We start from the raw sequence: 12,743 nt of genomic DNA on the forward strand, positions 1-12,743 counted from the left end.
GTGCATAATGCTTGAAAATCCGCCAAAAGAGGCGAGTTTCGACCATATTGACGCAGACGGTAATTTGATTTTCATTTGTGAAAACACGCCGTTACGTATTCAAGTGGACGACACGCTGGAACGCGCCATCGCTGGTTCACATAAAATTACGAGTAAAAACAGCGATGAACAGAACTCAGCAAACGCTGGCGCAAATTCTATGCAATCTAATGCAACATTGCCTATTTCGCAAATTCAGGCATTGATTCGCGCAGGAGTTGCACCTTCACATGTAGCACAAAGATACAACGTTAGTGAAGCACAAGTTAGGCGTTTTTCTGCAGGCGTTGAAACCGAAAAGCAGTATGCAATTGAGCAGTTCCTTCTAGTACCTGCTCCTAAACAAAGCAATATGCGCACTATTGCAGATTTAATTGAAAGAACGTTAGCTAAAGCACATATTGGCATGGAAACAGTGCAATGGAAAGCAACGCGCAGAGGATTAGAGCCATGGCGAATTACTGCTACTTTCAAAACTGCTAGTCGCACTATTAAAGCTGAGTGGACATGGAACATGCATGACAACTCTGTTACATGCGCGAACCCTTCGTCTAGATTATTGCTTGGTGAAGATGTTAATGCAGCGGATACGTCTAAACAGTCTCCATATGGTGGAGCTTATAGAGACACTGTAAGCATTAATTTCCCATTCAACACTGAAGAGCTTCCAGGAAATTCTATTCGTTCTGCCAGAATCGAACGAGCTGTTTCTCAATGGGAACTTAGAAACAGTGACAAACTTGCAGATGCACAAGCCCAATCTTCCTTCGAAAATCAGGACAATAATTCTGACATACAGCAAATATTAGAAAAAGGCTATTCTAAGCGTTCTACTAAAACAAATACGCAATTTATTAAAGAAGATAATTCTCAGCAGCCTTCGCTAATACAACCGGATGCTGAATTTATTAATAGAAACGAAACGAATAGCAAAATCGTCAATGAGTCTAATGAAGCACAAAAATCATTGGCTGCGAAAGTTCAAAATGCTGAAAAAGCAGATATTGTTAGTACGAATTTGCAAAAAAATGCTGCTGAAAGTAATCAAAATTCTGCTAAAAATAATCAAGAAATTAATGCTAATGGTCAAGAAAAATCATCTTCTGAGCACAATAAACGTAAAGCTGGAAGAGCAGCAGTACCAAGCTGGGATGAAATATTATTTGGTGAAAGCTAAATAAGAAGTTTAAAATAAATTTTTCGCTTATTGACAATATGTGTGACACTCTTAGTAAAATTTGAGTGTCACACATTTTATTTGCTAAGTTGTGATTTATAAAAACATTTTCAATACTAGAAGCAAAAACTCACTAATTACACTAAATCTATGAGGCACGGAATATCCATTTCCATGTGAGTCATTGATCCATGAACGCTAGGTAAACTCATAGCTTTATCAGATTGAATGCGAGAATCAACAATTGTGTAAGCTCCACAAGCTTGCACAATAACATCGCCAATAACAGCCTCTGCCCTGTTGTTTACTAAACCAAAAAGACCATCGTCAATGGCTTGTTTTTTACTGCGTACAATTGCATTAGTTCCAAAATATTCACGCCAACGGTAAATAATATCTTCAGTATTTGCGTCACTGTTAGCATACAACATTACAGAACGAGGTTCACCACCAACCATCGATACGCCTTTTATCAACTCATCATGCTTAGCAATATCAACTCGCTTATTGGGATCAGATTTAATCATCCCATGATCTGCAGTAATAACAATTAATGTTCCAGGAGCACAATTTGCTCGCAAAAGACGCAACTGCTCGTCAATTTGCTCAAAAACAGAAACCCACTGCTGAGAATCCCAACCATAATTATGACCGGTTTTATCAGCGTCACGTAAATACATATAAGTTAAACCTGGAGTTTTACTGCTATTAGCAGCCTTAAGAATGCGAGCTCTAGGAGTTCCAGCAGTAATATAATTTGCTCCACGAAAAGCAGCTTTGGTAAGAGGAGTATTTTCAAACTTTGGTAATCCCACGCTATCTGCACGGACTCCATTAGAAACTAAACTTTCAAATATAGTTGGCTCTTGCTGCAAAACTAGCGGATCAGGCGCATCATTAAATTGAATAAGCTGCGCAAGTTTACCAGTTTGAGAATTCTTTTGCGTGTAACCGGTCATACAAGTAAGACCCGGACATGTGCCTGTTCCAAAAGTAGCCATTGCAGCAACAGTTGTGCTTGGGACGCACGTGCTAATTGGTCTTTGATTTATTGATTCGTTAAGTAAGGATCGTAAATAAGGAGCGTGACCTTTGCGCATAAGAATATTCCAGTATCCTAAACCATCTATTAGCACTACAATTGCAGAATTAGATTTAGGGAAACCAAGGCTTTCTCGTAAAGCGTGTGGATCGTTATGAATAGCTGTTTTGACAGGAGCATCTATTGCATCACTTAAAGCTGGAAGAACCGAAGATATATGTAACGCTCCACCAAGATTTTTTTCATTAAAATCATAAGAAAAATCTTCATTAACTACGAAATTAGAAAAATCACCGTACTTAACATTACCAACGAATTGTAAAAGATCATTTTCAGACGGTATTTCAGCACTCATACTTACTATTGAACCACTTATATTGCATTGAACAAAACGCGAATAACAAATATTTATATAAATAACTAGTCAAATTGCTGAAAAATTCAACAAAAACATGCTGTTTGTGCATATAAATTGGTAAGATTGATAGCCGTAATGTCATCCAAGGAGTTCTAAATATGCCCTCACGCCATCACTCAACACAGCAAGCTTTCGACCCAAGAAAAGTTAAAGAGCATATTGTTGAAACACCATTGAACGAAGAAATGAGCAAATCCTTCTTGGAATATGCTTATTCAGTTATTTATGCTCGAGCTTTACCGGACGCACGAGACGGAATGAAACCAGTGCAGCGACGCATTGTGTATCAAATGGGCAATATGAATTTGAGTCCTGATCATGCTTATATGAAATCAGCGCGCGTTGTTGGTGAAGTAATGGGTAAACTTCATCCTCACGGTGATTCTGCAATCTATGAGGCAATGGTTCGCTTAGCTCAACCATTTTCCCTACGCTTGCCACTTGTTGACGGACACGGTAATTTTGGTTCTCTTGACGACGGTCCAGCAGCTTCTCGATACACAGAAGCGCGTTTAGCTCCTGCATCACTAGGTATGAACGCGGATATCAACGAAGATACAGTTGATTTCGTACCAAATTACGACAATAAACTAAAAGAACCTACTGTGCTTCCTGCAGCTATTCCAAATCTTTTAGTAAATGGCGCTTCTGGAATTGCTGTAGGCATGGCAACTAATATGGCAACACATAATCTAGGAGAAGTAGTTGCTGCAGCAAAATATGTTATGAAACATCCTGACGCAACCCTAGATGATCTTATGAAACTAGTTCCAGGACCTGACTGGCCTAGCGGAGGAATTATCATTGGTCGAAGTGGCATTCGCGAAGCTTACGCAACAGGTCGCGGAGCATTCACTACAAGATCTACAACACATATAGAAAATATTACTGCTCGCAAAAAAGCTATTATTGTTACAGAACTTCCGTTTATGGTTGGACCAGAACGCGTTTTGGAAAGAATTTCTCAAGGAGTTAAATCAAGAAAATTAGATGGTATTTCAGGTGCTATTGATTTAACAGATCGACATAACGGAACTCGTATTGTTATTGAGATTAAGACAGGCTTTGATCCTAACGCTGTGCTTGCTCAACTTTTTAAGCACACTCCTTTGCAAGAGAGCTTTACTATTAACAATGTTGCACTTGTTGACGGCAGACCTCACACAATGGGCTTGAGAGAGCTATTAGACGTTTGGATTTCTCACCGCAGAACAGTAGTACGCAGACGCAGCGAATTTAGGCGCAAAAAAGCTCAAGAACGCTTACACTTGGTTGATGGCTTGCTTCTTGCACTTCTTGATATTGATGAAGTAATTCAGGTTATTCGTTCATCTGAAGATGCAGATAGTGCAAAAACTAAGTTAATTAAAGTATTCGATCTTGATGAAATTCAAGCACAGTATATTCTTGACTTACGTCTTCGCAGACTTACTAAAATGAGCCGAATAGAGCTCGAAGCTGAACGCGACGATTTGCTCAAGAAAATTGAAGAGCTAAATCAAATATTAAGTTCTGAAGCGAAACTCGACAACGTCGTAATAGCAGATATGGATTCTGCGGTTAAACAATGGGATACTCCACGCAGAACAATTTTGCTTGACGAAAATGAAGATGGTAGTTTTACTCCAGTAGCCTCCAGCATAAATAAAAACAGTGAGGATATTGCGATTAAAGCTGTGCAATCAGCAAATAAAATTACTTCAACTCAAGCAGATTTGGCTGCAGCAGCTAATGCAGCTCGTAAAACTGGAGAAGCTGACGCATCTTCTGTTGCAATGCAATTAAGTGACGAGCCTTGTGCAGTAGCATTAAGTACTTCAGGGTTAATTGCCAGAACAAGCATTGCAGTGTTAGAACATTGGAATTCGCACAACAACAACGTATTTAACACTCCTTGTAAAACAATGTTTGAAACAACAACGCGTTCAACTTGTGCTCTTGTTACTTCATCTGGTCGACTAGTTCTAGCTCATGTTGCAGATTTGCCACAACTTAACTATGAAGAAGGAAAACCTGCGCTGCTCAGCCACGGAGTAAAAGCACAAGAATTGCTAACTTCCACACAAAGCACGGATCCAGTAAGAGGAGAACGCGTAGTTTCAGCAATAGCATTTGATGCCTCACAAAACGCTACTCCACTTGCAATCGGCACACGAAACGGTGTAGTTAAAAGATGGAATTTTGAAGCTCCAACTACCATGGATTCATGGAGCATAATTGACTTAAAAGACGACGACACCGTTATTGCTGCAGCCCCAGCGGAAGACAACGACAGACTTGTGTTCATTAGTAGTGATTCTTCATTACTTACTTTTGACGCTAAACAAGTTAGGCCACAAGGACGTACAGCAGGCGGAATGGCAGGTATTCGTTTAGCAGAAGGCGCTAAAGTTGCAACCTTCGCAGTAGTGCCAGAAAAATCAATAGAGTGGCATTACGAAGAAGGCGAAAATGGTTTATTCTCCGCTTCTGGAACAGTAGTGTTCACCGTTGCTGGAGACAGTGAAGCTCTTCCTGGAACCGAAAACGGTTCTGCAAAGATTACTCCATTTGACATGTACCCAACAAAAGGTCGCGCAACTGGTGGCGTGCGCTCGCAAAGATTCCTTAAAGGTCAAGATACGTTGATACACGCGTACGTTGGATACTATCCATTGCAAGCCGTTACAGAAGGCGGAAGCAATGTTGAGCTACCTAAACCAGATATGCGTAGGGATGCTTCTGGAACTGAGCTTGTTTCCCCAATTGCACATATTGGATAGCATTACGAACAATTTTTAGAAAATTATTAGTGATTAGTCACCAATAAGAAAATAGATAATATAAAACTAAAGCTATTAAAAATTAGGTAAATTTTTTAAAGAGAAAGGGAAAATATGTCATTTTGCACTCATTGCGGCAGTAGCATGGTAGACGATGCAAAGTTTTGCGAACAATGCGGTACGCCTAACGAAAATTACGAAGATAAAACTAAAGAACAAGAAATAAATCAAGTAGAGCAACAAACACATGCACAAGAGTTGCAAAAAGAACCTAATAAAGGTAATAAAAATCATAAGAAAAAAGGCGCATTCATATCAATTATTTGCGCAATAATAGTTCTAGCTATAGTTGCGACCGCTGGAACGATTTATTACATAACGCAAGTACAGCCAAATTCAGGTATGGTCACAGTGCCAGTGATTAAAGATACAAATGCTCAAGCTGCTGCAACGAATTTACGCTCAAAAGGTTTTAAAGTAGAAATTGTTAGGGAACTTAATAAACGCAAAAAAGGTTCTTTTATTTCATTAAAAGGCATTAAACCAGGTAGTAAGGTTAATCATTCCACAAAAATAACAGTTGTGGAATCTCTTGGTCCAGGTATGCCAAAAAACGTTATTGGGAAAACTGTAGACGAAATTACTGACGAAGTAAAAGCAATGGGCTTAAAAGTAGAAGTTCATAAAGTTCCTGCAACAGTAAAGCCTGGAACCATTATTTCAACTTATCCTATGCCCGGAGAAGCTTTTAATGCAGCTTACGAAGGTGACAATATGCATATTGCTATTGCTAGTAAATGCAACAAAAAAGTAGTACCTGCAGACTTGCTAGGAAAAGATATAGACAGCGCAAAACAAATACTGGAAAAAGTTGGAATAACGAAATACGAATTAAAACCACGATTTTCTTCTCGTAATTATATTGATAAAATTGTGGGCTCCTACCCTGCATTGGGTGAAGAAAATTTGAAAGAAGTAAAAAAGGTTACTCTATACTACGGTGTTGATGCAAGTGAAACAAAAGAAGTACTAACTAAAAAAGAGCATCTGGACGGAATAAATAATGCTGATGTCCGCGTAACAAAAGGCCTTTCTCCAATTGCAGGAGTTTGGTGTAATAAAGGCGGCGAATGCTTATACTTCAATGAAATGCCATCGTTTGTTGAAGGTGAATCTACAGTTGTGTTAGGGACACGCGTTGGCGATCTCATGAATGATGGAGCTAAGCCTATTATGATAAGTGATGAAAATTATCTTAGCATGAATAACTATTCGCAAGATATATCTGGATCTATTCTATACGATAAAAAATTACCTATGAATGATATGATGAAAAGTCATTTACTTTCCGGCGATACTGGCGCAGTAGAATTCTACAAAGGATTAGATTTGCCATCTTGCGGAAACAATATATTTTCCCCATCACCAGGTGTAAGAGTTTGTGAACATGGTAAAGATATAAACGCAGAAAACAGCCCTGAAAAATTTGATGATCAAGGAATGTATAAAGGTTCTAACAAAGATGCTAATACAGGATTAACCTACAAAATGCATGATTTCTTTGTGCTTGTTCCTGTAAATACAAAATTTGATGAACTTGAAAAGAGCGGATACTTTAAAGGCAAAGGGAAAAATAAGCCTGATTTTAGCCGACCATTCATTATGCGAAGAGATCCAAAGCTGTACGATAAAACACAAGTAGCTATTCCTGATGGAGTTACTGGACCCGATTATCCAACTAGCCCGTTTGTGCCGACAAAAAAGAACAAGCCAGTGCCTTTCGCGCCAGCTCCAGACGGCGACAATGTTTATTACAAGATTGAAGAACCTTTAAATTGGTTAAGGTTCGATATTATAAAAACCTTGTAGTTAAAATTTGACGTTGTAAAGCAAATAATATTAGCACTTAAAAACGCTTAATCATTTGCTTATCAATAAATTAAGCCCTTCTAGTTGTAGTATTTCAACTTTTGAAGGGTTTAATTTTATTATAAGAGATTATTATGCATAAACGCGCATCAGACGCACATGCATAAAAGTCATTACAGCGAGAAGAATAAACAAATAAGCTGGAAGCAGCATCATGGAAACATTCTGTGCAACTATTCCAAAAATCGCAGGTATTACCATAGAGCCGATGTATGCGCTTGCCATTTGCATGCCAACAATTGCTTGAGACTTATCAGCACCAAAATAATGCGGAGTTGAATGAATGATGCATGGATAAACAGGAGCGCAACCAAGTCCAATAATAATGAATCCTGTAACAAGCTCAATATGATTCGGCAAAGGCAGCAGCAACACCAGAATGCCCATAAGCATTACGCACTGCCCAATACGAATCATGGTTGCATCGTTAAAACGCATAGTAAGAAATCCGCTTACAAAACGACCAACCGTAATACCAACATAGAACAGGCTTGCCCAACCAGCTGCAACAATGCGGCTAACTCCTCCATGCAAAACCATGTAACTACTAGCCCACAAGCCTGCAGTTTGTTCCAACGCACAATAGCAAAAGAACATAATAAGTATATTTTTAGCTCCTGGAATGCGCAAAATTCCCGCATAAGATACCTTTTCAAAAGATTTTGTTTTTGACTCAACGATCTTATTCAATTCATTCTTTTTATTGTTTTTCCACAACGGCAAACTCATGAGCAGCACAAGTGTTAAAGCAATCTGCATAACGGCAATATACTGGTATCCAGCAGTCCATCTTTGACCATGCGAAAGCGCAAAACCCATAATATAAGGACCTGTAGAAGCACCAATTCCCCACATGCAGTGAAGCCAGCTCATATGCCAACTCTCATAGTGCACTGCAACGTAGTTATTAAGAGCCGCATCCACTCCTCCAGCACCTAAACCGTAGGGTATAGCTAGAAAAATAAGCACAAGATAATTCGGAGCAAAAGAAAAACCTAGTAGCGCTAAAGCTGTTAGAGCAACTGAAATAAGCGTAACTTTCCCAGGGCCAAATTTGCACGTAAGTTTGTTCGAAAGTAATGCAGAGATAATTGTTCCTGCAGAAATAACCATTGATATTCCGCCAGCCCAAGAAATTTGCGCACCAATATCGTGACTCATCGTAGGCCACGCAGCTCCTAAAAGAGCATCCGGCAAACCCAAACTAATAAAAGCAAGATAAATAACAACAAGAAGAAGGTTAATCATAAAATTCCCAAACATTAGTACTTCATATTTCTAACGCAAACACGCCTTCATAAAGCAATATAAAGGAATATAAATATACAAGGCGACATAAAGCAACGCAAACAACATGCCGACATCAGGTATCGATTTTGGAACGATCAAAGTCATCAGCGTTATCAACAATAAACTGCTTGCGCGGAGGAACATCATCACCCATCAGCAAATCGAATACTTCGCTCGCTTGCTGAGCATCTTCCATACGAATCCTTCGAAGCATACGGGTTCTAGGGTCCATAGTAGTGTCTGCAAGCTGATCCGCATCCATCTCGCCCAAGCCCTTATAGCGCTGAATATCGCTGTTAAAATCAATGCCCTTAGCTTGCAAATCATCAAGCTTTCCAGCCAATTCGTCGTCTGAGTAAGTATAAATATACTCACCCTTTCGCTTTCCAGCGAGCGCAATTCTGTGAAGAGGCGGCACTGCAGCATAAACATGACCGTGCTCAATAAGCGGACGCATATAACGATAGAACAGCGTCAGCAGCAAAATACGAATGTGCGCGCCGTCAACATCAGCATCAGTCATCATAACAATCTTGTTATAACGCACTTGCGAAATATCAAAACTTGCGCCCGATCCCGCTCCAACAACCTGAATAATTGCAGCACACTCTTTGTTTGAAAGCATTTGTGCAAGACTTGCCTTTTGCACGTTCAAAATCTTACCGCGAATTGGAAGAAGCGCTTGGAAAGCAGAGTTCCTAGCAGCTTTTGCAGTGCCAAGTGCAGAATCACCCTCGACGATGAAAAGTTCTGCAACATCGTCGTTTCCAGGCTGGCAATCAGAAAGTTTTGGTGGCATTGAAGCAGACTCAAGCGCATTCTTTCTGCGCGTAACTTCCTTAGTTTTACGCGCCTGAACACGAGCATGCATTTCGGAAACGATTTTTTCCAAAACCCTAGCAGACTGCTCTTTGAATCCTCGCTTAGATCCAGTAATCATCTCACCAAATTGAGCATCAGTCATTTTAGTAACAATTGGCTTAACTTGTGCGGTTCCAAGAACATCCTTAGTTTGACCTTGGAATTGAGGCTCAGCAATGCGAACAGTTACGACTGCTACCAATCCTGCTGTAATGTCGTCTCGCTCAATTTTCGTATTCGAATCTTTAAGATTTACTTTTAATTTGCGTGCGTTGTCTTCAACAGCTTTACGAATTTGCTTGGTCAATCCTTGCAAGAATCCGTCAACGTGCATACCTCCGCCAGGAGTTTCAACAACGTTTACGAAACTAATAATCGTTGAATCGTAGCCGTTTACCCAACGCATTGCAATGTCAACGCCGCACTTACGCGTTACTTGTTGAGCATGTAAATCTCCTGCAGAATCAACAGCTTGCGTTTCTTCTACATATGTATCTTCGCCAGAAATACGCCAAATATCCGATACTGCTTCACCTTTTGAAAGAAAATCAACGAAATCTTTGACGCCACCATTATGCAAAAATTCAACTACTCGAGGATGATGCTTATTTTGCATTGAGTTAGCAGACTCAGCATTTGCAACAGATTGTGCAACTGATTCTTCAGATTCAGCATCTTCATTCGCGATATTTTCAGTCTCATCTTCAGAATCATCTTCATCTTCTAATGTTGTTTCAGATTCTAATTCTTCAAATTCAGGCACAGAGTCATCGCTATTATCAGACTGGTTTTCAAGAAGATTATCTTCTGCAGCATTATCTTCTATAACATTGTCTTCTGGAGAATCAATTTCTTCAATATTTGCAGATTCACCTTCAGGCACATGCTCGTCAATAACAGTAATTTTTAAGCCTGGAACCAGGAAACTTGTTTGACGCACGCGAGCAATAAGCTGCTCATAGCTGAAATGCGCAGTTGAGTTAAAAATTTCTGGATCCGCCCAGTAGCGTACACGAGTGCCGGTAGTTTTTGGCGAAACAGTGCCAATAATTTCAAGCTCAGTAGGCTTATTTTTTCGCGTGCGCTTAAACGGAGAAGCAGGAGATGGATGCTCTGGATCTGCATCACTATAAACTCCAGGATGTCCCTGATGGAACGCCATATGATGCGTTTTACCGTCTCTATCAACTTCGACATCCAAACGCAAACTCAAAGCGTTTACAACAGAAGAGCCAACGCCATGTAAACCGCCTGCAGCATTATAAGAAGCGTTGCCAAACTTTGCTCCAGCATGAAGCTTAGTTAAAACAACTTCAACGCCTGTAAGTTTTGTTTTAGGCTCAACGTCTACTGGAATACCACGACCGTTATCTGCAACTTCAATAGATCCATCGTCGTGAAGAGTAACAATAATATGATCGCAAGCTCCAGCTAAAGCTTCGTCAACTGCGTTGTCAATAATCTCCCAAAGGCAATGCATTAAACCTTGACTGTCTGTAGTGCCAATATACATGCCTGGACGCTTACGAACTGCGTCTAAGCCTTCAAGCACAGTCAAGCTATCAGCATCATATTGCTCTTTATGAGAGACCACTTCTACCCCTTGCACTTATTAAACGTACAACCGATTATTTTAAGCAATAAGTGTCGTACTATCGCAAAAGCAACAATACGACACTTTGTAATATAACTTCACACAATCACTGATCTAAGAAGTCACGCAAAGTTTGCGATCTAGAAGGATGACGCAGCTTAGACATTGTTTTAGACTCAATTTGACGAATACGTTCACGAGTAACACCATAAACGCGACCAATATCGTCTAAAGTCTTTGGTTGACCATCTTCCAAGCCATAGCGCATCTTAATAACTCCAGCCTCTCTAGGGGCCAAAGTTTCCAAAACTTGCCTAAACTGTTCTTGAAGAAGCGAGAATGCAACAGCATCAGACGGTGCGATTGCGTCAGTATCTTCAATCAAATCGCCAAACTCAGAATCGCCATCCTCACCCAAAGGAGTGTGCAAAGAAATCGGTTCACGACCGTACTTTTGTACTTCCTGAACCTTTTCTACTGGCATATCTAGTTCGCGAGCAAGCTCATCTGGTGTAGGTTCACGACCTAAATCTTGAAGCATTTGACGCTGAACCCTAGAAAGCTTATTAATAACTTCAACCATATGCACTGGAACTCGAATAGTACGAGCCTGATCTGCCATAGCACGAGTAATAGCCTGGCGAATCCACCAAGTTGCGTAAGTTGAGAACTTAAAGCCCTTCTTCCAGTCAAACTTTTCAACTGCACGAATCAAACCAAGGTTACCTTCCTGAATCAAATCAAGGAAAAGCATGCCTCTACCCGTATAACGCTTAGCAAGAGAAACAACAAGACGCAAGTTTGCTTCAAGAAGATGATCTTTAGCTTTCTTACCATCTGCTGCAGCCCACTTAAGCTCACGCTTACGCTTAAACTCCATTTGATCAATTTGAGTATCAAGCAAATGCTGAGCATACAATCCAGCTTCAATACGCTCTGACAAATCAACTTCTTGCTCAGCGTTAAGCAAGCTCACGCGACCTATCTGCTTTAAATAATCCTTAACAGGATCTGCAGTAGCGCCTGTAGCAATTACACGACGCTTAGGATTACCAGACGGAGTTAGATTATCATCATCGTCATCGTCTCGTACAACAAATGCGCCTTTTGCTTGTGGCACTTGCGGAGCATCATGCTTAATTTCGTCGTGATCATCAATTTCATCAAGATCTTCAGACTCTTCATCATCAAGATCATCTGCAACGTCAATATCGCTTAAATCGTCAACATCAGATATATCTTCTGGCTGGATATCGTCTAAATCATCAAGATTCAAATGTTCATCATCAACATCAAGATGTGGATCGTCATCTAAAGGATCGTCAATAGATAATTGATCTTGAGATTCAATATCTACGCTATCCTCAGTTTCGTCATGTTTAGCATCAGACGATACTGATTCAGTATCAATCTTGTTGTCTTCAGTTTTCTTTGAGCGAGAACTGCGTGTCTTGCTATCAGCTGACGAAGTTCGAGTACTGGTTTTACGCGCAGCGCTAGCCTTGCGAGTTTTTACAGGCTTAGTATCATCTTGCATTTCGTCGCTGTCGACCGTTGATCCAACTTCACTCGTCAAACTGTTCCTCCTGTATTATCCCCTTGTAACGCATATAGGCATAGTTCATGCAAGG

General features: G+C 40.2%; 7 protein-coding genes. 3 read left to right on the forward strand and 4 right to left on the reverse strand.

Annotation, left to right across the window (positions count from 1 at the left end; genetic code table 11):
- Positions 1 to 7: 7 nt before the first annotated feature.
- On the forward strand, positions 8 to 1,216 hold the full coding sequence (gene sepH / locus HXT43_RS02885; protein WP_415707273.1) for a septation protein SepH: 1,209 nt from the start codon (positions 8 to 10) through the stop codon (positions 1,214 to 1,216).
- 137 nt (positions 1,217 to 1,353) lie between these two features.
- Here sepH and HXT43_RS02890 read toward each other — a convergent pair whose 3' ends face one another.
- Complete coding sequence (locus tag HXT43_RS02890) at positions 1,354 to 2,613, reverse strand: alkaline phosphatase family protein (RefSeq protein WP_415707271.1); 1,260 nt, start codon at positions 2,611 to 2,613, stop codon at positions 1,354 to 1,356.
- Positions 2,614 to 2,774: 161 nt separating this feature from the next.
- Between HXT43_RS02890 and HXT43_RS02895 the strand changes: the two genes are divergently transcribed.
- Positions 2,775 to 5,438: a DNA gyrase/topoisomerase IV subunit A gene (locus HXT43_RS02895; RefSeq protein WP_101886027.1), complete on the forward strand. Its 2,664-nt coding sequence runs from the start codon at positions 2,775 to 2,777 to the stop codon at positions 5,436 to 5,438.
- Positions 5,439 to 5,582: 144 nt separating this feature from the next.
- The gene (locus HXT43_RS02900; protein ID WP_234025948.1) at positions 5,583 to 7,307 is read left to right on the forward strand and encodes a PASTA domain-containing protein; all 1,725 of its coding nucleotides are present in this window, start codon (positions 5,583 to 5,585) and stop codon (positions 7,305 to 7,307) included.
- A gap of 132 nt (positions 7,308 to 7,439) precedes the next feature.
- Here HXT43_RS02900 and HXT43_RS02905 read toward each other — a convergent pair whose 3' ends face one another.
- The 3 genes from HXT43_RS02905 to HXT43_RS02915 all read right to left on the reverse strand — a co-directional run bounded on the left by HXT43_RS02905 (position 7,440) and on the right by HXT43_RS02915 (position 12,688).
- Positions 7,440 to 8,615: an MFS transporter gene (locus HXT43_RS02905; RefSeq protein WP_101886186.1), complete on the reverse strand. Its 1,176-nt coding sequence runs from the start codon at positions 8,613 to 8,615 to the stop codon at positions 7,440 to 7,442.
- A gap of 115 nt (positions 8,616 to 8,730) precedes the next feature.
- Positions 8,731 to 11,112, reverse strand: coding sequence for a DNA gyrase/topoisomerase IV subunit B (locus tag HXT43_RS02910; RefSeq protein ID WP_421780875.1), 2,382 nt, complete (start codon positions 11,110 to 11,112; stop codon positions 8,731 to 8,733).
- A 106-nt stretch (positions 11,113 to 11,218) separates the two neighbouring features.
- Positions 11,219 to 12,688 (reverse strand): RNA polymerase sigma factor, encoded by a 1,470-nt coding sequence (locus tag HXT43_RS02915; protein ID WP_004106787.1) that lies wholly within the window; start codon positions 12,686 to 12,688, stop codon positions 11,219 to 11,221.
- Between the last annotated feature and the right edge of the window lie 55 nt (positions 12,689 to 12,743).

It is taken from the genome of Gardnerella sp. DNF01195 (assembly GCF_049244175.1).
GTDB lineage: Bacteria > Actinomycetota > Actinomycetes > Actinomycetales > Bifidobacteriaceae > Bifidobacterium > Bifidobacterium leopoldii.

What these genes read in the sequence shown, in the direction of transcription:
- HXT43_RS02895 (WP_101886027.1), top strand. Translation starts at nt 2,775, where the DNA reads ATGCCCTCACGCCATCACTCAACACAGCAAGCTTTCGACCCAAGAAAA.
- HXT43_RS02905 (WP_101886186.1), bottom strand. Translation starts at nt 8,615, where the DNA reads ATGATTAACCTTCTTCTTGTTGTTATTTATCTTGCTTTTATTAGTTTG.
- HXT43_RS02900 (WP_234025948.1), top strand. Translation starts at nt 5,583, where the DNA reads ATGGTAGACGATGCAAAGTTTTGCGAACAATGCGGTACGCCTAACGAA.
- sepH (WP_415707273.1), top strand. Translation starts at nt 8, where the DNA reads ATGCTTGAAAATCCGCCAAAAGAGGCGAGTTTCGACCATATTGACGCA.
- HXT43_RS02890 (WP_415707271.1), bottom strand. Translation starts at nt 2,613, where the DNA reads ATGAGTGCTGAAATACCGTCTGAAAATGATCTTTTACAATTCGTTGGT.